This window comes from Bacillus sp. GC_Bacil_1, from assembly GCF_026540675.1.
GTDB classification, from domain to species: domain Bacteria; phylum Bacillota; class Bacilli; order Bacillales; family Bacillaceae_G; genus Bacillus_A; species Bacillus_A cereus.
In genome coordinates this window covers 261,047-282,923 of record NZ_JALNUG010000006.1, presented here as the reverse complement: position 1 = coordinate 282,923, position 21,877 = coordinate 261,047, and the positions used below count along the sequence as shown (strand labels likewise).

Below are 21,877 nucleotides of genomic sequence, written 5' to 3'. Positions count from 1 at the left end.
TGAAGTCGCAAGCCGGCTTAGCTCAATTGGTAGAGCAACTGACTTGTAATCAGTAGGTTGGGGGTTCAAGTCCTCTAGCCGGCACCACTTTCAAAATGAGCCATTAGCTCAGTTGGTAGAGCATCTGACTTTTAATCAGAGGGTCGAAGGTTCGAATCCTTCATGGCTCACCATTTTCAATTTAATGCGGGTGTAGTTTAGTGGTAAAACAAGAGCCTTCCAAGCTCTGGTCGAGAGTTCGATTCTCTTCACCCGCTTTTCAATTATGGGCCTATAGCTCAGCTGGTTAGAGCGCACGCCTGATAAGCGTGAGGTCGATGGTTCGAGTCCATTTAGGCCCACCATAATTGTTCCGCAGTAGCTCAGTGGTAGAGCTATCGGCTGTTAACCGATCGGTCGTAGGTTCGAGTCCTACCTGCGGAGCCATATTTATAGAGAAGTACCCAAGTGGCTCAAGGGGCTCCCCTGCTAAGGGAGTAGATCGCGAACGCGGTGCGAGGGTTCGAATCCCTTCTTCTCTGCCAGTAATTGGCCCGTTGGTCAAGTGGTTAAGACACCGCCCTTTCACGGCGGTAACACGGGTTCGAATCCCGTACGGGTCATACTAAAAGAGATAGCATAATCTGCTATCTCTTTTTTGTTGTGTATAAATATAAAAGAAGCTATAACAGATTATAAATAATCAATTTAAAAAAGTTATATTAATTTAAATAGGATTACCTCTTCTTATACATAAGAAAAGAGGTAATCCTATTTTTTGAATATGTTTTAACTCTCTGCTGAGCGGCCATCCGGTTTCATAACAGCATGACTATATGCGGAGTGAAGAGTTTTGTATCCTAAAAGTGCAATAGTTAAGGCAAGGCCTCCTGCTATAATAGCCACACTAAATCCTGCCCGAGCTCCAAAGTTATCAATAACTAAACCAGCTATCGCCGATCCTATGGAGACTCCAATACCAAGTCCTGTAATTGCCCAAGTCATTCCTTCAGTTATTTTTGATTCAGGTACGATTTTTTCCACAAGTCCCATAGTAATAATCATTGTAGGAGCGACAGATAACCCTGCAAAGAAAACAATAACTACTAGCCAAGGAATAGTGTTTACGAAAACTAGTGGCAGCATTGTTATCATGGACAGTGTGACTGCTATTAAAAACTGATTATAGGGTGGAGTATTGAGTTTAAGAGTACCGAAAATTAGACCTGCAAGGCATGAACCGATTGCATAGACAGAAAGCACAAAGCTAGCAGCTACCGTGTTTCCTTGATGTTCAGCAAAAGCTACACTAACGACATCTATTGTGCCAAATATAGTCCCTATGGCGATGAGTGTGAATACTAGTACTCGTAAAGAACCAATTTTAAACACTGTTCCTTTGTTTGTAATGTCGTGAGGGTGTACAGGCGGTTCTGTGCTTTTCTGCATGGCGAATAGGCATACCCCAATTGTAAGAAAAACAGATGATAAAAGTGGGCCTGCTTCTGGGAAGAACATAACACTTAAACTGACAGATAATACAGGCCCAATTATGAAGCAAATTTCGTCGACAACCGACTCTAAGGAAAATGCTGTATGCAATTTATGGGATCCACGGTATAGTTTAGTCCAACGTGCACGCACCATGGCTGACATGTTGGGCATACAACCTGCACATAAGGCGGATAGAAATAGCGTCCAATAAGGAGCTTCATATTTCGTACATAGAAGTAAGAGAATCGTAAAGAAAACACTGATACCTGTAGTCGGAAGAAGTATGCGAGATTGCCCTAATTGATCGGCCATCCGAGAAATATGAGGAGCTAGTAAAGCTGATGATAATGTAAAGGTGGCTGCAACAGCTCCAGCAAGCCAATAGTCACCACGTAACTGAGATAACATTGTAACAATACCAATGCCCATCATTGATATGGGCATCCGAGCTATAAATCCTGCTAATGAGAATCCTTTTGTACCAGGAGCACTGAAAATTTCACGGTAGGAATTAAACATAATAATCACCAAAGTATTTGACGTTTACATATACATTCTTCATTCTTTTAACTCCTCCTCTGTTTCATTAATACCTTCTATAAAAAGGGACAGTGAGTCAATGTAGGGGATGGGTAAGAAGTTATATTATCTTGTAAGCTAGAAATAATTGACATACGCACCGTATGCCAATATCATATTAACATACGGTGCGTATGTCAATTGAAATGTTTTATCTCTGGATAGAGAGCTGACGTTCAAAGGAGTTATTCTTTTACATAGAGAACGATACTATAATGCGATTTATTTTGAATAAAGAGAATGAATAGAAATAGGAGGAAAAGATGGTTAAAAAAACGAGAGCAGAAATGATTACTGAAACACGTGCTAAATTGCTGAGTGCAGCAAGAGAGGCTTTTGGTACAGTTGGATATGTAAACACGTCTATGGATGATTTTACAGCATCTGTCGGTTTAACACGTGGTGCAATTTATCATCATTTTGGTGATAAAAAAGGGTTGTTAGAAGCAGTTGTAAAAGAAATTGACATGGAAATGGATAATAAATTAGGGGAAGTATCAAATGAGGCGGAAGGAAAATGGGAAGGATTTGTTGGGCGTTGTCGTGCGTATTTAACAATGGCACTTAATCCAGAAATTCAGCGAATCGTACTTCGAGATGCACCAGCAGTATTAGGAAATAGTTATTATCAATCATCACAGTCGCAATGTTTAACGACGATGGCGGAGATACTTCAACAATTAATGAAGGACTCTATTATTGAAAAAACGGACTGTGAAGCCTTAGCAAGATTCATAAATGGCGGACTAGTGGACCTTGCTTGTTGGATTGCGAATTCTGAAGATGCAGAGATGCAGTTGTCTAAAGCTTTGCATGGCCTAACACTTATATTGGATGGTTTATTACTAGAAAAGAACGCTTAATTTTAACGGATATTTTTTAATATACAGTAATGGTTAAAAGGGAGGTGATAAAGTATAGGCTAATTCATTTATTTCACCGTAGTCTATATAGGCCAACTGACGTCCAGCTTATAAGGGGATAATGTGTTAGTTTGATTATAGAAATTGAATTTAGTTATAGGGAATAATCGAATCACATTCTTTTTGTTCACAATCTAAAGAAAACGCCTCCATTGAAATGGATTCCACACCTGATCTAATAACTTTACACTTTATGTGAAAAAGTTCACAAATAGGTCATAATTTGTGAAGTAATTCACAATGATACGTGCTACAATATGAGTGTAAAGAAGTTAAACAACATTAAATTAGTATTTTAATTAATTACTTAAACAATCATAAAAAATAGATGTGAACAATAGAGAGGGGAAATTACCATGAAAAAAGGTATCAATCGTGTAGTATTAGTAGGAACAGGAGCTGTAGGTTGTAGTTACGCTTACTCAATGATCAACCAAGGTGTAGCTGAAGAGTTCGTATTAGTAGATGTTAATGAAGCAAAAGCAGAAGGGGAAGCAATGGACTTAAGCCATGCGGTACCATTCTCTCCATCACCAACAAAAGTTTGGAGCGGTAGCTATGCAGATTGTAAAGATGCAGATTTAGTAGTTATCACTGCTGGATTACCACAAAAGCCAGGTGAAACTCGTTTAGACTTAGTTGAGAAAAATACAAAGATCTTTAAACAAATCGTTCGCGGTATTATGGATAGTGGATTCGATGGAATCTTCTTAATCGCAACTAACCCAGTTGACATTTTAACTTACGTAACTTGGAAAGAATCTGGTTTACCAAAAGAGCGCGTAATCGGTTCTGGTACTACTTTAGACTCTGCTCGTTTCCGTTACATGTTAGGTGACTACTTAGATGTAGATCCACGTAACGTTCATGCTTATATCGTTGGTGAACACGGTGACACTGAACTTCCAGTATGGAGCCACGCTACTATCGGTGTACAAAAACTAGAAACAATCTTAGCTAACAACGAACAGTACAATCAAGAAGACTTAGATAAAATCTTCGAAAACGTACGTGATGCAGCTTACCATATTATCGAGCGTAAAGGTGCAACTTACTACGGAATCGGTATGTCACTACTTCGTGTAACTAAAGCAATCTTAAACAACGAGAACAGCGTATTAACTGTATCTGCATACCTTGAAGGTCAATACGGAGAGAAAGATGCTTATGTAGGTGTTCCAGCTGTAATTAACCGCGAAGGTGTACGTGAAATCGTAGAACTTGAGCTAAATGAAGATGAAAAAGCGAAATTCGCTCATTCTGTAAAAGTATTAAAAGAAACAATGGCACCAGTACTATAATAATTGCTAAATAATTCAGAGGTGGGAAACTGCTTCTTACCTCTGAACTTATATAATTTAATATAAATTCCTTTTCCGGTTTCCCTTGTATATCCCCAATATACCCCTTTTGCTGGATAAGGGTCGTTTATAGAAAAGAGCACTCTACTTTACGTAGAGTGCTCTTTATTATCCCGCATTAACGGGCAGTAAGATCCCCACCTCAAAATGCAGCGAAAGCAAAGAAGTTAGTTTGGTGATCAACTGCCCGTAAAAGCCCGATTGGTTCAACTAATAATCAGTGGGGGGTGAACACCCCCCACTGATTAAAGTTTCACTTTATCATTTTTTAGGCGTTAATCCCAATTTCTTTAAAATATCTGTCAGTGTACCGCTTTTTGATTTTTCTACAGGTGTTTGTGATTTAGATGCATCTGGCCCTTTTTTCAAGAAGTTCTTGTCAACGAAGCGAATATCTTTTTCGTCGACAATCCCATCTTTATTAAGGTCTCCGTCTTTTACAGTTAGTCCTTTTTTACCATAGTTGCTAGCGATAATTTCAGCATCTTTAATATCGATTACTTTATCAGCATTTACATCGCCGGCAAGGTTTTCGTCAGGTCTTGCATAATAATATTGGCCAAGCAGCTTACCGTCTTTTTCAGTACCAAGTTTCGTTGTTAGGCGGCTTGTTAAATGTCCTGGCACTTCTACATATAGGTTATAGTCGCGTTTATTAACTGGAAGTCCATTTAGTTTGAAGTACCCATATTTATCTAGTGAGCCTTCAAACTTATGACGGTAAGAATCAGTTGCGTATACTTTTACGCCAAGCTTTGCATAATCAAACTTCTCATCTAAATATCCACGTTCATTTAAGAATGCACCAGGTTTAATATTTCCTTCTACTAGTGAATTTAAGGACATAACTGAGAATGTTTGATCTTGAAGTACACGCATTCTATTTGGTTCTGATTCACCTTGTTTCCAGTAAACAAAAATTGGTGACTCTAATTGAGCGTTTGCTTCATAAAATTCATCATTTTCTACTTTGAAAGTTACATCAATGAACGGGAAATCACCATCTAATCCAGCAAAGTTTTTGTCATCGATAGCGCCACCAACTGTAACCGAACTTGCCTCTAGTTTCGGTTCATTTACTTTTGCGGTTACTCCTTTTTCGGAAAGTAGCTTTTCAAAAGCAGGATTAAACTTCGCATTTGCAAATTTGAAGTTCTTCTCTAGGAAGTTTACATTAAATTGCCCAGCAACAAATTGTTTTACGTGTTTTGCGTTTAGTGTTACTGTGAACTCGTCATTTTTATATAATTCTTTTTTATCGTAACTAGCTTTCGAATATTGAGCACCTTGTGGGATAAACCAGTAGTTATTTACACCGCTTGGATAGTCAGCTCCTGCAGTTGCATAATCGAAAATATATACGCCTGTGTTCATTGGACCTTCCGTTTTGAAGGAGTCAGGTGTAATGCCAACTTTAAAGTCGCCATTTGCATTAATCGGTAAAAACTTATGCAAGTATGGAGAATAGTCATAGTACATAACGCCATTCGCTTCTTGCGTAATGTTTAATCCTTTTCCTTTTAAGTAGTCAACGTTTGAATCGTATACATTTCCTTTAATCCATAGTGCTTTTTTGCCATCTTCTACTGTATAATTTTCTTCATTTAACTCGTAAATACCAGGTTTTAATCCAGTTAGTTTCACTTCTGGTGGGGTATTATCAATTACAACATAATCACCTTTTACACGTGCTTTCCCAGCCTTATCATAACCGACAAACTCAATTGTGTAGTCTCCTTCTGGTAAGTTGATTTTCTCATCACCAATTGGTTTTGCAGGATCATTTGTAAAAGGATACACTTTTCCATTAAAGAATGAGTCTAAGTAGTAATACACATCAGTTTTTAGTCCACTTGTGTTTAATGTCCCAATGAAGCCCAGAGCTTTATCTGTTTTGGAATCTTTTACGATAAGATCTAACGTTTCAAGTTCGCTGTTTAATTGGAATGCCCCGTGAACATACGATTCACCGTATGGATTAAATTTAGATGTATCAGTTGAAATTGCTTTTCTTGATAGTATTGCATTTTCAATACCAGGCTCTGATACACGAATAGAGAATGGGATTTGATATGTTTCTTCTTTATTTTTCGTGTTCGTAATATGAATATATCCTTCATATCGGCCTTGTTTTACACCGGCTGGAACATTAATTTTTGCTTCAATTTCATCTGCTTTGCCAGCATCAAGAGTAATTGTTTCTGGAGCTGAGATTTTTACACCGTTTGCGACAGCATCGTTAATAGTAGAAGAAGCCGGTGTATAAGAAATTTCTGTTTTAAATTCTTTTTTCTCTTGTTTATTATGATTAGTTACTTTTATATTTCGTTTTTGTTCAAGAGCTTCACCGTCTTTTTGATAAAACTTACCGAATGCAATAGATCCAGTTTCTTCGGGCACTTCAATTACTTCATCATTTACAACAGTTTGTGTCGTATCTAATACTTTAAAGCTTGTTTCTGTACGAACGGCGTTGTAAGCATCTACTCGCCCAGCTCCAACTTCATACACCGAATATTTTTCTTTTAAATCATCAGCTGTGTTCATAAGAGACGCTTTTACATCGAACGGAGAGTAGTCTGGGTGTTCTTGTAAAATTAGAGCAGCAACGCCAGCAATATGAGGGGAAGCCATAGATGTTCCTTGCATACGCTCATAGGAAACAGCGTAGTTTTCACCCTCTTGCGGGTCGTTAATATATTCAGGAACTGTTGAAAGGACAGCGACACCAGGCGCTGTAATATCAGGCTTAATATCATCATTTGCTGTAACAGGACCGCGTGAGCTAAAGTCTGCAAGATGATCGCCTTCTGTTTGAATGTAATTAATTTCATCGAAAGTTAAGGATGTGCTACCTTGTTCAATTTGAGCTTTTAGTTTTTCACCGTCTTCTTTCGTTAGGCGGAATGCTGGAATGTATTTTGTGCTTTCACCAACGTAGAAAGGAATTTCTCCATCCACGTTGTTATAAATAATAACGGCTTTTGCACCTGCTTGTTTTGCGTTAGCAATTTTTTCATCAAATGAGGTTGTACCACGTGCAACGAGAGCGATTTTTCCTTTTACATCTTTTTTACTAAACTCGTCAGGCGTACCGATTCCTACAGATTCAATAGGTAAAGTTTGTCCCTTGAAATCTTCTATTTTATCAGTGAAGTTTTTGCCGAACAAAATTAGGTTAGGGAATTGTAATTGTCCAGCATGACCTGATAGTTTCGGTAAGGAAATAGAGCTATCACTGGCTCCAACCGTAATAGCAAATGGCGAAGCACCTGGTGATCCGAGTGTTGATGGATTCGGTCCAGAGTTACCAGCAGCAACGACTGTAACAACGCCTGAAAGCATCGCGTTATTAACAGCGATAGATGTTGGATCAAGAGGATTGTTGCTATCATCACCTAACGATAAGTTAATAACGTTCATACCGTCAGAAATAGATTTATCAATTGCAGCGATAATACCTGAACTATCTCCACTTCCGTATGGACCGAGTACACGATAGTTATACAGTTCAATGTCAGGTGCAACACCTTTTACTGCTGAATCAGATTGGTTCTTCTTTTGAGCAGAAACGATACCTGCTACGTGAGTGCCGTGGGCTGTGTAGAAGGAAGAACCACGGTTATCAAATTCAGGAGCACCAGATTGTTGCCATTCTGAATAAGTAGTTTCCATTGGATCTGCATCATTATTAATAAAGTCCCAACCCTTTACTGAATTTGGATCTACTTTGCTAGAGTCCTCACCAGGTTTTGCGCGATAGCCTTTATATACGTCTTTTAAGTCAGGGTGATTGTAATCAATACCTGTATCTAATACACCAACTTTAATTCCTTTTCCGGTAATACCCTCACTATGTAACTTATCTACCCCGATTTGAGGGATGCTGTCTGTTAGTTTTTGGGGTGCTTTTTGCTCAGCTTGTTTTGGTAAATTTAATTTCACTTCGTAATCTTTCCAAATGCGTTTTACAACACCAATTCGTAACAACTCTTCAACTGTATTTGCTGGTAATGTCATTGCAACACCATTTAGCGCATGCTTATAAGAACGTTTAATTTGTACAGACTGGAAGTTTCCTGATTTTACTGATGGGCTGAATTGATAAAGACGTTTTAGTCCTTTTTCGAATTCTTCATGTTCTTGATCAATACGTACTTTTATATTTTCAGGAGCAGATTGTAATCCTTTTTCTTTTTGTTTTAATTCATTAATCTTTACTGGAGCAGTTTGAAATTCTACAATGATATTTACAGGCTCAGAACTACTCGTATTAATATCTGGTGAAATTGTAAAACCAGGGTTGGCATCTACCGTTTGTAATGCCAGGCGTTGTTCTTTAGAAAGCTTCGATAATATAGAATGAGCATTTGAAGATTCAATTTGGTTAATAGGACTTTCAGCAAGTACATTGAACGGAATGGCAGTTGAAAACAGAACGCCAGCTGTTACCATTCCAGTAACAAAACGATTTTTCTTTTTCATTTATAGGCCTCCGGTAATTTATATTTTTAAAAATTATTTCTCCACACCTGCTGTTTGCTCAGCATGGAAAGTCCAGTTTAGCTGCAGGGAATCACCTTGAAATTTATTTTGATCTTGGTCGTTATCTTCAAATGAGAAGAGAACGTGTAAGTAATCTGTTTCACCAGATTTAATACCATCTATTAAGTTATGACGTTCTAGAGACGTAGCGACATCTTCAGGTTTCATAGTTTTTAATTTTGATAGTTTTGTTTCCCACAAAATCTCATGATCATCGTTTGGATTAGATGGCTGTCCATCATTCACTAGAAACTTGACGATAATGTGATCACCTAAATCTTCACCGTCATTATTTTGCTTTGCATCTGTAACTTCATATGATGTTTCAAGTGCTACTTTTGCGATATCCAATGTACCTTTATTTTCAAGCTTGAAGTTCCTTTCAATAAAATCACCTGGTTTTAAATCTTTCACATTAACGATTACACTTGGATTAAGAGAAAGATCTAGTGTTCCAGCTTGAAATGAGTTACTTGATGTTTCTGAATCACTGAAATAGGCGAATACACCTCCGAATGTAAGGGATAAACCAAGTGAAGCGGTGACAACTCCCATTCCTACTTTTCGTTTTAATGACATAAGAAAGCCCCCTAGTTAAATTTTTATAGCAATCGTTCGCAACAAGGATAAATAAGTAAACATAGTAGTCCGCTATGAATTATAGTTACGAAAGATAACGGTTCTTTATTGAGAACAAGTATATGCTTATGAATTTCGCATTTCAATAAAATCATGACAAAAAATGTTGAGAAACATTTTTTTATGACAGATTATTTTATGGTTATTTTAAGTGGAAAATAGGGTGAAAGATAGAATAAACCTAATAAAATAAAGGTTGAGAAAAAAATAATAGGAGGAAATATAGAAGTAGAATGAAGCGTTTACAATGAATATTCGTCAAAATTCGATATTTTACACGGAAATGTGAAGAAAAACTAACATTTTTAAGAAAAAAACGAATGTTTTTTATAAATTAACAAGGATATTGCAGTTTTTCGCAGAAATAGTTAAAGTATAAAAAATTCTGTCATCTAAGTGAGGTGAGCATATTGAGTGTAATAAATTGTGAAGAAGTGAAACGAGATGAGTTTCATACAGAAAAGTACTATGAAAGTTATAACATCTTTGGCGCGCATGTTGTGACGGAAGATGAGATTCAAGGGGTACGATTTACAGTGTGGGCTCCTCATGCGAAAGCAATGAGTGTTGTTGGGGATTTTAATGAGTGGGATTATGAGCAACATAAGATGCTACAAGTGACAGAAGAAGGCATTTGGTCCTTATTTATACCGCATATTGAAGAAGGAGAAATATATAAATATGCGATCGAAACGTTGGCTGGTGACGTCATTTTAAAGGCAGATCCGTATGCTGTATATGCAGAAGTAAGACCGAATACGGCATCTGTAGTTTTTGATATAAAAGGATATGAATGGAATGATAAAAACTGGAATCGTAAGAAAAAGAAAAAATCGATTTATAAAGAAGCGATGACAGTTTATGAATTACATTTTGGTTCTTGGAAAAAGAAAGAAGATGGAACGCTGTACTCTTACAGGGAAATGGTTGAAGAGCTCATCCCGTATGTGGTGGAACATCAATTTACACATATTGAAATTATGCCGCTTGTTGAGCATCCATATGATCGTTCTTGGGGATACCAAGGAACGGGATATTATGCAGCGACGAGTAGATTTGGTACGCCGCATGATTTAATGCATTTTGTCGACGAATGTCATAAATATGGAATCGGTGTCATTTTAGATTGGGTGCCGGGGCATTTTTGTAAAGATGCTCACGGTTTATATTTGTTTGATGGCACACCGACCTATGAATATAAAGATAAAGATGTACAAGAAAATCCAGTATGGGGAACTGTCAATTTTGATTTAGGGAAGAGAGAGGTACGTAATTTCTTAATTTCAAATGCGTTATTTTGGATGAGATATTTCCATATTGATGGTTTCAGAGTAGATGCAGTTGCGAATATGTTGTACTGGAATAAAGAAGGACAAGAGCAAAGTAATGAGCTTGCTGTTTCATTTTTAAGAGAGTTAAATGAAGCAGTGTTTGCAGAGGATGAAGATTTTCTTATGACGGCAGAAGATTCAACAGCTTGGCCATTTGTAACAACTCCAACGTATGAAGGTGGGCTTGGATTCAATTACAAATGGAACATGGGCTGGATGAATGACGTGCTGAAATATATGGAGTGTGCGCCTGAATATAGGAAACACATTCATGAGAAAATGACGTTTTCTTTACTATATGCGTACTCTGAAAACTTCATATTACCGCTTTCTCATGATGAAGTCGTTCATGGGAAAAAGTCGTTATTAAATAAAATGCCAGGTTATTACTGGGATAAGTTTGCTCAACTTCGTTTATTATATGGATATTTCTTTACTCACCCAGGAAAGAAGTTACTTTTCATGGGAGGAGAATTCGGACAGTTTGATGAGTGGAAAGACCTTGAAGATTTAGATTGGAATTTACATGATTTTGAAATGCATCGTTATATGCATGATTACTTTAATGAGCTCATAGCATTGTATAAGCGCTCAAAACCACTTTGGCAGCTTGACCATTCACCTGAAGGTTTTCAGTGGATTGATGCTAATAATAATGAGCAAAGTATTTTCTCTTTTATCCGCCAAGGGGATAAACAAGAAGATGCGTTAGTTGTCGTATGTAATTTTACGAAAGCTACATATGAAAACTATAAAGTAGGTGTACCAGATTTCGAGTATTATAACGAGATTTTAAACAGTGATGCACAGCAATATGGCGGTTCGGGGCAAGTGAATAAGAAACGTCTTAAGACAATTCTAGAACCGTACCATAATCAAGCGGCACATGTAGAGATTACAATTCCACCATTCGGCGTATCCATATTACGACCAGTGAAGACGAGAAAGGGGAGCAAAAAACAAGATGGCTCAAAAACAAAAGTGCGTAGCAATGTTACTAGCAGGGGGAAAAGGTAGTCGTTTAAGTGCATTAACAAAAAATTTAGCCAAGCCAGCTGTTCCATTTGGTGGTAAATATCGCATTATTGATTTTACGCTAAGTAACTGTGCGAATTCTGGTATTGAAACGGTTGGGATTTTAACACAATATCAACCACTTGAACTTCATAATTATATCGGAATCGGAAATGCGTGGGATTTAGACCGAGTAAACGGTGGGGTCACAGTATTACCTCCTTATGCGGAGTCTTCAGGGGTTAAGTGGTATACAGGTACGGCAAGTGCCATTTATCAAAATTTAAACTATTTAAGTCAGTATGAACCGGAGTATGTTCTTATTTTATCAGGTGACCATATTTATAAAATGGATTACAGTAAGATGCTAGATTACCATATTGAGAAAGAATCGGACGTATCCATTTCTGTTATTGAAGTACCTTGGGATGAAGCGAGTCGCTTTGGCATTATGAATACAAATGAAGAAATGGAGATTGTTGAGTTTGAAGAGAAACCACAATTTCCAAGAAGTAATCTTGCATCAATGGGAATCTATATTTTTAATTGGCCAATTTTGAAAGAGTATTTAGAGATGGATGCGAGAAACCCTGAATCTAGTAACGATTTTGGAAAAGATGTACTTCCGCTTTTATTGGATGAAGGGAAGAAGTTAATGGCGTATCCGTTTGAAGGATATTGGAAAGATGTTGGAACGGTGAAGAGCTTATGGGAAGCGAATATGGATTTGCTTCGCGATGAAACATCACTGAATTTAAACGATCGTAATTGGCGTATTTACTCTGTCAATCCAAACGAACCGCCTCAATATATTGCTGAAAAGGCGAAAGTAGAAGAATCGCTTATTAACGAAGGGTGCGTCATTGAAGGGGACGTGAAGCATTCTGTGTTATTCCAAGGAGTGACGGTGGAAGAAGGAAGTATGGTGATTGATTCTGTCGTTATGCCAGGGGCTAAGATTGGTAAAAATGTTGTGATTGAAAGAGCGATTGTTGGATCAGAAATGGTTATTGAAGATGGAACAATCATTCGTCCAGAAAAGAATGTTGACGATGTAGTATTAATTGCTGAAGGGAAATAGAAAAGGGGGATGAAATGAATGGGAGAAAAAATGTTAGGAATTATTAATGCAACGGGAAGTTTTCCTTCCTTAAAGAAAGTAACAGGGCATCGTTCACTAGCGGCGTTACCGTTTGGGGGCCGTTATCGACTCATTGATTTCATGCTTTCAAATATGGTGAATTCTAGTATTCATAGTGTAGCAGTTTTTACAAGCCATAAAAATCGTTCGTTAATGGACCATGTTGGTTCAGGAAAACAGTGGGATTTAGATAGAAAACGAGACGGACTATTTTTATTCCCGCCAAACTGCCAATGTGACCAAGATGAATTTGGGTCTTTTGCACACTTTAGAAGACATATTGATTATTTTCTAAGAAGCAGAGAAGAGTACGTTGTTATTACGAATAGCCATCTCGTAACAGCATTAAATTTTCAAGCGGTGTTAGAGCGACATATACATACGGCAGCTGATATTACAGAAGTTTGCCATGAAGGGGTTTCGCTTCAAACATACGTGTTAAAGAAACAATTATTATTAGATTTATTTGAGTCATATAAAGATGTGGAGCAATACAGTTTATTTGATGTAGTGAGAGAAAAACGCGGGAAATCATTACATATTGCTACATATGAACATACTGGATATGTAGCAATTATTGACTCGATCGAAAGTTACTATAAACATAGCTTAGAAATTTTGCAACCTGCTATTTGGAAGCAATTATTTAAGAAAGAAGCGCCGATCTTTACGAAAGTAAAAGATGAGCCACCAACTCGTTATCTAAAGGGTGCAGTCGTGAAAAATACAATGATTGCAAATGGCAGTATTATTGAGGGGGAGGTAGAAAACAGTGTTATTTCCCGTTCAGTTAAAATTGGAAAAGGATCAATTATTCGTAACAGTATTATTATGCAAAAGAGCCAAATTGGAGATAACTGTATAATAGACGGTGTTATTATTGATAAAGACGTGAAAATTGGCGACGGTGTCGTATTAAAAGGAAATATCGATGAGCCGTATGTTGTAGAAAAAGGAAGCGTACAAAACAGTACGATTAATAGTTATTCCTAAAGAATCAGTGGGGGCTTTTTCCTCCACTGATTAAAGTTTTAATTTAAATGAAAACTCGAAGGGAGGAAGCTGCAAGAGGAGTAATAAAAACTTTTCGCGCAGTGGGACAACAAGTGAATATTTTATTTGCAGTATCAGAATGTGTACCGTTTGTGAAATCGGGAGGATTAGCTGATGTAGCGGGTGCGCTCCCAAAAGAGCTGAAAAAATTAGGAGTGGACGTTCGTATTATACTTCCGAATTATAGCCTCATTCCACAAAAGTTAAGAGATGGATGTACGTTACATAAAGTAATTAACGTCCCGCTCGGGTGGAGGAATCAATATTGTGGAATTTTAAAAGGTGAGCAAGACGGAATTACGTATTACTTAATAGATAATGAATATTATTTTAAGAGAGATTCTCTGTATGGTCATTATGATGACGGGGAGCGTTTTTCTTATTTCTCAAAAGCAGTGTTAGAGTGTATTCCGCACCTTGACTTTGAAGTGGATGTTCTTCATAGCCACGATTGGCATACGGCTATGGTTAATTTCTTACTTCGTGAAAAGTATCAAGATAACCCGTTATATGAGCGTATTAAAACGGTATATACGATTCACAACTTGCAGTTCCAAGGAGTATTTCCTCCTGAAGTGATGTACGACTTGTTAGAGCTTGGTGATGAATATTTTCATAGTGAGCAGCTAGAGTTTTATGGAAACATAAACTTTATGAAAGGCGGTATTATCGCTTCGGATCAAATTACAGCGGTGAGCCCGACGTATAAAGAAGAAATTCAATATGAATTTTTCGGTGAGAAGCTAGATGGATTACTGCGAAAATATAATGATAAGCTTAGCGGCATTGTAAATGGTATTGATACGAGCGTATATAATCCAGAAACGGATTCGTATATTAAGGCTCAGTATGATGCAGAGTCATTATATGAAAAGAGTGAAAATAAACGCGCTTTGCAGCGTTATTTTGGTTTGCCAGAAAAAGAGGATACACCAATTATTTCAATGGTAACGAGATTAACGAAGCAAAAAGGTCTTGATTTAGTACGCACTGTATTCCGCGAAATAATGGAAGAAGATGTACAATGTATTATTTTAGGTTCAGGTGATTCGGAATATGAGCAATTCTTTGAGTGGATGGCATATGAGTATCCGGAGAAGGTAAAAGTTTATATCGGATTTAATGAAGAATTAGCGCACCAAGTGTATGCGGGAAGCGATTTGTTTTTAATGCCATCGCTGTTTGAACCGTGTGGACTTGGACAACTTATCGCATTAGCGTACGGTACGATTCCAATTGTAAGAGAAACAGGTGGATTAAACGATACGGTACATTCTTATGATGAAGAAACAGGCGAAGGAAATGGTTTCAGTTTCACGAACTTTAATGCACATGACATGCTGCATACGGTTCACCGTGCAATTGAATTTTATCACGATAAACCAGTGTGGGAGCAGCTTGTAAAACAAGCGATGACTGAAGATTATAGCTGGGAGCAATCGGCTCTTGCTTATAAGGAATTGTATAAAAGTCTCATGGAATAACATGTAGGTGGTGAAAAAATGTTTACTCATGTTGAAAGTTTTAAATCAACTTTTCTAGAAAAGTTAGAGACGATGTATGGGAAAAGTTTCAAAGATTCTACAACTCGTGATCAATATAATACGCTCGGCCATATGGTACGTGAGTATATGAATAGTCAATGGATTGCAACGAATGAGAGTTATCGATCCGGAGAGCAAAAGCAAATGTATTACTTGTCTATTGAGTTTTTGCTTGGACGTTTGCTTGGAAGTAACATCTTGAATTTAGGTATTAGAGATGTATGCGAGCAGGGGTTATCTGAACTAGGGATTTCGTTGCAAGAGTTAGAAGAAGTGGAAGCAGATGCAGGCCTTGGTAATGGTGGGCTTGGACGCTTAGCAGCCTGTTTTCTCGATTCACTTGCATCTTTAAACTTGCCAGGACACGGCTGTGGAATTCGTTATAAACATGGTTTGTTTGATCAGAAAATTGTTGATGGTTATCAAGTTGAATTTCCAGAACAGTGGCTTCTTCATGAAAATGTATGGGAAGTAAGAAGGCATGATCAAGCTGTGGAAGTAAGTTATTTCGGCAGTGTTGAACCGCTAGAAATTGACGGGCGTTTAGAGTTTAGGCATACAAATGCAGAAGTCATTATGGCAGTGCCATATGATGTGCCGGTAGTAGGCTATGAGACGAGTACTGTAAATACACTTAGACTTTGGAATGCTGAACCAGTTCCGTTCCCGCAAAACTGCAAAGATATTTTGAAATATAAGCGCGAAACAGAGGCTGTATCGGAGTTTTTATATCCAGATGATACGCATGATGAGGGGAAAATACTTCGGTTAAAACAACAGTATTTCCTCGTATCAGCAAGTTTACAAAATATCGTTCGAATGCATAGAGAAAGATATGGTGACCTTCGTCAATTACATGAAAAAATTGCGATTCACATTAACGATACACATCCGGTTTTAGCAATTCCAGAACTGATGCGTATTTTACTAGACGAAGAAAAGTTAACATGGGAAGAAGCTTGGCACATAACGACGCAGACGATTTCTTATACGAATCATACGACGTTATCAGAAGCGCTCGAAAAGTGGCCAATTCACATTTTTAAACCGTTATTACCGAGAATTTATATGATTATTGAAGAGATTAATGAACGTTTCTGTCATGAACTTTGGGAACGTTATCCTTATGAATGGCATCGCATCGAAGACATGGCAATTATTGCGCATGATCTTGTGAAAATGGCTCATTTAGCAATTGTCGGTAGCCATAGCGTAAACGGTGTAGCAAAAATTCATACGGAAATATTAAAGCAGCGGGAAATGCGATTGTTTTATGAATTTTATCCAGATAAGTTTAATAATAAGACGAATGGAATTGCTCATAGGCGCTGGCTTATGAAAGCAAATCCACAGTTAACAAATCTCATTTCAGAGGCGATTGGAACAGAGTGGAAGAAAGAACCGATTAAGCTTCAATCGTTGCAAACAGTTCAATACGATGCGAGTTTCCAAGAGAAATTTGCAGAAGTAAAACAAGAACGTAAAGAGATTTTAGCGGAGCGCATTCATAATACAATGGGGCTTACGATTGATCCAAATTCTATTTTTGATGTGCAAGTGAAAAGATTACATGCTTACAAACGACAATTATTAAATGTTCTTCATATTTTATATTTGTATAACCGTTTGAAAGAGGATGCTAGTTTTACATTTTATCCGCGTACTTTTATTTTTGGAGCGAAAGCATCACCTGGATATTATTACGCGAAAAAAATTATTAAATTAATAAATGAACTCGCAAGAAAAGTAAATAATGACCCGTATGTCAGTCAATATATGAAAGTTATCTTTCTAGAAAACTATCGAGTTTCTTTAGCGGAAGATATATTCCCGGCAGCGGATGTAAGTGAACAAATTTCAACGGCGAGTAAAGAAGCATCGGGAACAGGTAATATGAAATTTATGATGAATGGTGCGATTACACTCGGAACGCTAGACGGAGCTAACGTTGAAATAAAAGACCGGGTCGGTCATGATAACTGTTTCATTTTCGGCTTAACAGCGGAAGAGGTTCTTCATTACTATCAAAATGGTGGATATCGTGCAAGTGATTATTATCACCACAATAGGCACATTAAAAAAGTAGTTGATCAATTAACAAATGGTTTCTTTGCACAATCGGGAGCAGAATTTGAAGCGATTTATGATTCTCTCGTTATTCAAAATGATGAATATTTCGTTCTGCGAGATTTTGGCCCATATGCTGAAAAACAAGAAGCTGTCGGTAGAGCTTATGAGAACCGAACGAAGTGGCTAGAAATGTCGATTTTAAATATTGCACAGTCTGGTCATTTTGCGAGTGATCGAACGATTTTGCAGTACAGCAATGAAATTTGGGGTATTGGTAATGTAGTTAAACAGTTTTAAAGAGGATGCTATATTGGGAGATATATTATCGATTTACCAACAAAAATGGATATTAATAAATAAAACGGGCTTAATAAAATTAAGCTCGTTTTATTTATTTTGCTTAAGAAAGAAATGGAACAGTGGTATATATGATACCTGCCCCATCATACTCTCCTGTCGCAAAGTATGAAAATGTAAAGAAACCTGTGACCGTAAAAATTACAATAAGAAAAAGTGTGAAGATAAATTTTAACATGTAAGGTCCCCTCATCCAAAAATAACTTCATAGAGTATTATAGTATACGAATATTTTATTTCCAATTGTTTACTGGTTAAAAATGAGAAGTCAGACATGTTTTGTATGTTGTAATGGAATGATTATTTGTAATGGATTTTGTATTTTTTGTAAATGTCATATTGTGATGGACGTGTGCATACTCCCAATCATGATCATTAAAATTTATGTTTCGGGGAGGGAGAAGTGGAACGACATCGAACAAGTTGACGAAACGAAAGCTACTAGCTACTTGTAGTTTATAATAATTTCGAAAAGCGATATCTCCTACTTTTGGAGAAGCGAATGTATAAAGTCCATACTGTGCGAAGGCAGTATTTATACGTGCATCTAATATGTGTAATGTGGCAAGCGCACCACCTAGACTATGCCCAGTAGCTAGCAGTTTTTTATGTGCTGGCAATGATACGAGCATATCCATAATAGAATCACGACAAGACTCATAAATAGAGAGAAAGCCGTTATGGACATTTCCGCTATTTAAAGCATAAGGATAAGGTTTTTGATTGACGAGAGAGTCAATAATCCAATCAGGGTCTGTTTGAGTGCCCCTGAAGGCAACGATAATTGTATCCTCAGATTCTAATATAAACCCGAACCATTCTGTTGTTTGAATGGCTTTTCCTTGAAACCCTTGTACATATTGAAAACCATCTGGTATTTCGAAAATACCATTTTGTTTATATTGTTCATACGTTAACTCACAACAAGAAGCTAACAGTATGGCAGTGTCTTTATCAAAGGATAAAGGAGTACGCATTAAGGAAGCCCTCCTTAAGAAAAGGTATAGTTTAATATATGCGGTGAGGAACTTGATTCATGCTTTTGGAAAAAAGACTTGAACCTACAGTTACGTGAGGGAGTATGATTTTTGTAAACATATTGTTAGGAGGAGTGTAAGATGAGCAAAAGGGAAGGCTGTTCAATTGGTGAGTTTGCAAAGAGGACAGGCACATCAATACGGACACTACAATATTACGATGAAATTGGACTACTTAAACCTGGAAAGAATGTTAGCTCTGGTCACCGTGTGTACAAAGGAAAAGATATATTAGAACTACAGAAAATAGTGAGTCTTAAAGTATTAGGATATAGTTTAGAAGAAATACGCGTTATGCTGAAAATGCCAAGTTTGAATGTAAATTTAAAAGAAACGTTGGAACAACAAAGAAAAGCCTTTGAAGAAAAGAGAAGACACATTGAAGTTTCGATAAAGGCGCTTGAACGAACAATGGTATGTCTTGAGGAAGATGAAGAGTTGGATAGTGACATATTAATGAGTCTAATTAACAGCATTCAAAAAGAAAACGAACAACGTTTATGGCTTGAAGGATATGTATCAAAAGACTTGGCTGATGGATTATATAATAAGTCGGAAGAAGAGGGCATAGCACTTGATAAAGAGTTTGTGCGTTTAGCAAAAGAAGTGAAAAGGTTATTTGGAAGACAAATTGAGGATTCAGAAGTGCAAAAATTGGTTGATGAACATATGAAGGCGACTCTTAAGTATGTTGGTGAAGGGACAATGTATTCTTTAGGTAAATTAGAGAATATAGAAGAACAATATAATAATATGATGCCATCTCCTTACACGGAAGAAGAAGAGGCATGGCTTAATGAAGCGATGGAGTATTATATGATTCGAAATGGTATGTATAGCCCTCCGCAGTAAAAATAAAGTGCCATAGTCATAAACTTTAGAGAAATGCCTCCGATGTTTTTTTTGCATTGGAGGCATTTTTTACTCTTTTCCATCTAAAAGGTGAACAAGGCCACCTAATATACTACTTTCACCAGTACTTTATAATGCTGGTCTTGTAAGAGGTTTGAAAAAATAGCCTGTATATATTTGAACGATGATTACCTATTTACTTGTGTTTGTTCGCACTATATACCGAAAATTTCGGGAAACAAAACATATTATTTATCTGTTTGTTTTTGCCTTTTTTTCAAATACTCCGCACGTAATTGTTCAAGTTTTTGCTTTTTATCAAATTTGGCAGGCTTCTGTTTTTCATGAAACTTTGCCACAGCTACCTGACTTTTGGAATCCAATTGATATTTTCCCACTTTGTTCACCTACTTTTCTTGTCTTGAAAGAGAATCTATTCAACAAATATAATATACCTTATTTTACTGAAGTAAACCTTATTACTTTATTTCATCTGCTTTTTCTCGTTTGTAGACGTAAATTAAAACACCCTTCCACTGCATTACTGCAAGCAAGGGTGTTTAATTTTAGTATTATATTAGTCGATGGACAAGCCTGCATAAGGGCCCTTTTTACTCTTTCCCATCCAATAAACGACCAAGGCCACCTAATACACTACCTTCGCCAGTACTTTGCGCTGCTGGGCTTGTAAGGCGTGCTGCTAATCGGCTAAGTGTTAAGGACTGAATCCAAACTGTTCCAGGACCTTCTAATGTTGCGAAGAATAAACCTTCGCCGCCAAATAGAGCTGTTTTTACTTTACCAACGAATTCGATATCATAGTTAATATCTTTTGTCATGGCAACGAGACAACCTGTATCAATGCGAAGTTTCTCACCAGGTTTTAATTCACGTTTATATACAGTTCCACCTGCGTGCATGAAAGCAAGGCCGTCACCTTCAAGTTTCTGCATGATAAACCCTTCACCACCGAAGAAACCAGTTCCTATTTTTTTCGTAAATTCAATTCCGATAGAAACACCTTTTGCGGCACAAAGAAAGGCATCTTTTTGACAAACTACTTTTCCTTGATATTCTGTTAAATCTACAGGAATAATTTTACCAGGATAAGGAGCAGCAAATGAGACGTGGCGTTTGCCGTGACCTGTATTTGTAAATACAGTCATAAACATACTTTCGCCTGTAACGAGACGTTTACCAGCGCCCATTAATTTGCCGAATAAACCGTTAGATGGGCCAGAACCGTCACCAAAGATTGTTTCCATTTCAATGTAATCTTCCATCATCATCATTGCGCCAGCTTCTGCAATAACGCTTTCTTTTGGATCTAATTCAATTTCAACAAACTGCATATCATCGCCATATAGCTTATACTCGATTTCATGTGCTTGCATTTTTTCACCTCATAAATATGTAGTAATTATATTGTACAGAAGTTAAAAGAATTAGAGTACTGTATTTTTGTTAATTTTTGAATAAAAATAGAATGAAAATTTAAGGTTATACTAGGATTATAAAAAATGATGGAATGAAAGTGTTCTCATTTGACGTTTTCGATATAGCATGATATAGTGAAAGCACTATTGAGCTACATAATGTGGTACGGAAATAAAGCACGTTGTATTAAAGGCTGTAAGCTTGTTATACATTCATGTCCTTTATATCCACCTTTTCATGTGGATTCATAGTTTCATTTTTATTTAGGAGGTACATGACATGCAAACAGGTAAAGTTAAATGGTTTAACGGCGAAAAAGGTTTTGGCTTCATCGAAGTTGAAGGCGGAGAAGACGTATTCGTACATTTCTCAGCTATCCAAGGCGACGGCTTCAAAACTTTAGAAGAAGGTCAAGAAGTTTCTTTCGAAATCGTTGAAGGAAACCGCGGACCACAAGCAGCTAACGTTACAAAAAACTAATTAGCTAGCGATAAAAAGCATTCCGATTTTCGGAATGCTTT

The 21,877-nt window shown here is 37.1% G+C and carries 16 protein-coding genes and 7 tRNA genes; 16 read left to right on the top strand and 7 right to left on the bottom strand.

Translation table 11 applies throughout. The features are described from left to right. Positions 1–11: 11 nt before the first annotated feature. The 7 genes from OXT04_RS12455 (at position 12) to OXT04_RS12425 (ending at position 602) form a co-directional block, all read left to right on the top strand. Positions 12–87, top strand: a tRNA-Thr gene (locus tag OXT04_RS12455). A gap of 10 nt (positions 88–97) precedes the next feature. Next, a tRNA-Lys gene (locus tag OXT04_RS12450) sits at positions 98–173 on the top strand. Positions 174–186: 13 nt separating this feature from the next. Beyond that, positions 187–257 (top strand) — tRNA-Gly (locus tag OXT04_RS12445). Between the two features lie 10 nt (positions 258–267). Continuing rightward, positions 268–344, top strand: a tRNA-Ile gene (locus OXT04_RS12440). A gap of 7 nt (positions 345–351) precedes the next feature. Beyond that, a tRNA-Asn gene (locus OXT04_RS12435) sits at positions 352–426 on the top strand. A gap of 7 nt (positions 427–433) precedes the next feature. After that, positions 434–524: transfer RNA gene (locus OXT04_RS12430), tRNA-Ser, on the top strand. 6 nt (positions 525–530) lie between these two features. Further along, positions 531–602 (top strand) — tRNA-Glu (locus OXT04_RS12425). Positions 603–768: 166 nt separating this feature from the next. On the opposite strand, the gene OXT04_RS12420 is transcribed toward OXT04_RS12425, so the two are convergent. Further along, the gene (locus OXT04_RS12420; RefSeq protein WP_098562314.1) at positions 769–1,992 is read right to left on the bottom strand and encodes an MFS transporter; all 1,224 of its coding nucleotides are present in this window, start codon (positions 1,990–1,992) and stop codon (positions 769–771) included. Positions 1,993–2,315: 323 nt separating this feature from the next. Here OXT04_RS12420 and OXT04_RS12415 point away from each other — a divergent pair, with 323 nt between their 5' ends. Continuing rightward, positions 2,316–2,915 (top strand): TetR/AcrR family transcriptional regulator, encoded by a 600-nt coding sequence (locus OXT04_RS12415; RefSeq protein ID WP_097912898.1) that lies wholly within the window; start codon positions 2,316–2,318, stop codon positions 2,913–2,915. A gap of 416 nt (positions 2,916–3,331) precedes the next feature. After that, on the top strand, positions 3,332–4,276 hold the full coding sequence (locus OXT04_RS12410) for an L-lactate dehydrogenase (RefSeq protein ID WP_000715346.1): 945 nt from the start codon (positions 3,332–3,334) through the stop codon (positions 4,274–4,276). A 321-nt stretch (positions 4,277–4,597) separates the two neighbouring features. Here the strand turns inward: OXT04_RS12410 and OXT04_RS12405 are convergent, their stop codons facing one another. Both OXT04_RS12405 and OXT04_RS12400 read right to left on the bottom strand, forming a co-directional pair. Continuing rightward, positions 4,598–8,821: a S8 family serine peptidase gene (locus OXT04_RS12405; RefSeq protein WP_267415017.1), complete on the bottom strand. Its 4,224-nt coding sequence runs from the start codon at positions 8,819–8,821 to the stop codon at positions 4,598–4,600. 33 nt (positions 8,822–8,854) lie between these two features. Continuing rightward, entirely contained in the window at positions 8,855–9,460 is a 606-nt protein-coding gene (locus OXT04_RS12400) for a CalY family protein (protein ID WP_000054003.1), read from the bottom strand. A gap of 470 nt (positions 9,461–9,930) precedes the next feature. Here OXT04_RS12400 and glgB point away from each other — a divergent pair, with 470 nt between their 5' ends. The 5 genes from glgB to glgP all read left to right on the top strand — a co-directional run bounded on the left by glgB (position 9,931) and on the right by glgP (position 17,970). Further along, positions 9,931–11,868, top strand: a complete 1,938-nt coding sequence (gene glgB, locus OXT04_RS12395; RefSeq protein WP_098854502.1) for a 1,4-alpha-glucan branching protein GlgB — start codon at positions 9,931–9,933, stop codon at positions 11,866–11,868. Further along, positions 11,816–12,946, top strand: a complete 1,131-nt coding sequence (gene glgC, locus OXT04_RS12390) for a glucose-1-phosphate adenylyltransferase (RefSeq protein WP_097821666.1) — start codon at positions 11,816–11,818, stop codon at positions 12,944–12,946. The genes glgB and glgC overlap by 53 nt, the downstream gene beginning before the upstream one ends. 18 nt (positions 12,947–12,964) lie before the next feature. After that, the gene (glgD, locus tag OXT04_RS12385; protein ID WP_000504162.1) at positions 12,965–13,999 is read left to right on the top strand and encodes a glucose-1-phosphate adenylyltransferase subunit GlgD; all 1,035 of its coding nucleotides are present in this window, start codon (positions 12,965–12,967) and stop codon (positions 13,997–13,999) included. 113 nt (positions 14,000–14,112) lie between these two features. Next, entirely contained in the window at positions 14,113–15,543 is a 1,431-nt protein-coding gene (gene glgA, locus OXT04_RS12380) for a glycogen synthase GlgA (RefSeq protein WP_029948456.1), read from the top strand. An 18-nt stretch (positions 15,544–15,561) separates the two neighbouring features. Next, the gene (gene glgP, locus OXT04_RS12375; RefSeq protein ID WP_090976755.1) at positions 15,562–17,970 is read left to right on the top strand and encodes a glycogen phosphorylase; all 2,409 of its coding nucleotides are present in this window, start codon (positions 15,562–15,564) and stop codon (positions 17,968–17,970) included. A gap of 103 nt (positions 17,971–18,073) precedes the next feature. Here the strand turns inward: glgP and OXT04_RS12370 are convergent, their stop codons facing one another. Both OXT04_RS12370 and OXT04_RS12365 read right to left on the bottom strand, forming a co-directional pair. After that, complete coding sequence (locus OXT04_RS12370) at positions 18,074–18,208, bottom strand: hypothetical protein (RefSeq protein ID WP_016079902.1); 135 nt, start codon at positions 18,206–18,208, stop codon at positions 18,074–18,076. A gap of 76 nt (positions 18,209–18,284) precedes the next feature. After that, complete coding sequence (locus tag OXT04_RS12365; protein ID WP_001260112.1) at positions 18,285–19,007, bottom strand: lipase family protein; 723 nt, start codon at positions 19,005–19,007, stop codon at positions 18,285–18,287. Between the two features lie 141 nt (positions 19,008–19,148). Between OXT04_RS12365 and OXT04_RS12360 the strand changes: the two genes are divergently transcribed. Beyond that, positions 19,149–19,919 (top strand): MerR family transcriptional regulator, encoded by a 771-nt coding sequence (locus OXT04_RS12360; RefSeq protein WP_097821664.1) that lies wholly within the window; start codon positions 19,149–19,151, stop codon positions 19,917–19,919. Positions 19,920–20,167: 248 nt separating this feature from the next. Here the strand turns inward: OXT04_RS12360 and OXT04_RS12355 are convergent, their stop codons facing one another. Then, the gene (locus OXT04_RS12355; protein ID WP_065229491.1) at positions 20,168–20,317 is read right to left on the bottom strand and encodes a hypothetical protein; all 150 of its coding nucleotides are present in this window, start codon (positions 20,315–20,317) and stop codon (positions 20,168–20,170) included. 213 nt (positions 20,318–20,530) lie between these two features. After that, a complete protein-coding gene (locus OXT04_RS12350) occupies positions 20,531–21,313 on the bottom strand; it encodes a TIGR00266 family protein (RefSeq protein WP_001147841.1) in 783 nt (260 codons plus the stop codon). A 322-nt stretch (positions 21,314–21,635) separates the two neighbouring features. Here OXT04_RS12350 and cspD point away from each other — a divergent pair, with 322 nt between their 5' ends. Beyond that, positions 21,636–21,836 (top strand): cold-shock protein CspD, encoded by a 201-nt coding sequence (gene cspD, locus OXT04_RS12345; protein ID WP_001193052.1) that lies wholly within the window; start codon positions 21,636–21,638, stop codon positions 21,834–21,836. Positions 21,837–21,877: the final 41 nt, after the last annotated feature.

What these genes read in the sequence shown, in the direction of transcription:
- cspD (WP_001193052.1), top strand. Translation starts at nt 21,636, where the DNA reads ATGCAAACAGGTAAAGTTAAATGGTTTAACGGCGAAAAAGGTTTTGGC.
- OXT04_RS12420 (WP_098562314.1), bottom strand. Translation starts at nt 1,992, where the DNA reads ATGTTTAATTCCTACCGTGAAATTTTCAGTGCTCCTGGTACAAAAGGA.
- glgC (WP_097821666.1), top strand. Translation starts at nt 11,816, where the DNA reads ATGGCTCAAAAACAAAAGTGCGTAGCAATGTTACTAGCAGGGGGAAAA.
- OXT04_RS12350 (WP_001147841.1), bottom strand. Translation starts at nt 21,313, where the DNA reads ATGCAAGCACATGAAATCGAGTATAAGCTATATGGCGATGATATGCAG.
- OXT04_RS12405 (WP_267415017.1), bottom strand. Translation starts at nt 8,821, where the DNA reads ATGAAAAAGAAAAATCGTTTTGTTACTGGAATGGTAACAGCTGGCGTT.
- OXT04_RS12360 (WP_097821664.1), top strand. Translation starts at nt 19,149, where the DNA reads ATGAGCAAAAGGGAAGGCTGTTCAATTGGTGAGTTTGCAAAGAGGACA.
- OXT04_RS12365 (WP_001260112.1), bottom strand. Translation starts at nt 19,007, where the DNA reads ATGCGTACTCCTTTATCCTTTGATAAAGACACTGCCATACTGTTAGCT.
- glgD (WP_000504162.1), top strand. Translation starts at nt 12,965, where the DNA reads ATGGGAGAAAAAATGTTAGGAATTATTAATGCAACGGGAAGTTTTCCT.
- OXT04_RS12415 (WP_097912898.1), top strand. Translation starts at nt 2,316, where the DNA reads ATGGTTAAAAAAACGAGAGCAGAAATGATTACTGAAACACGTGCTAAA.
- OXT04_RS12400 (WP_000054003.1), bottom strand. Translation starts at nt 9,460, where the DNA reads ATGTCATTAAAACGAAAAGTAGGAATGGGAGTTGTCACCGCTTCACTT.
- OXT04_RS12410 (WP_000715346.1), top strand. Translation starts at nt 3,332, where the DNA reads ATGAAAAAAGGTATCAATCGTGTAGTATTAGTAGGAACAGGAGCTGTA.
- OXT04_RS12370 (WP_016079902.1), bottom strand. Translation starts at nt 18,208, where the DNA reads ATGTTAAAATTTATCTTCACACTTTTTCTTATTGTAATTTTTACGGTC.
- glgP (WP_090976755.1), top strand. Translation starts at nt 15,562, where the DNA reads ATGTTTACTCATGTTGAAAGTTTTAAATCAACTTTTCTAGAAAAGTTA.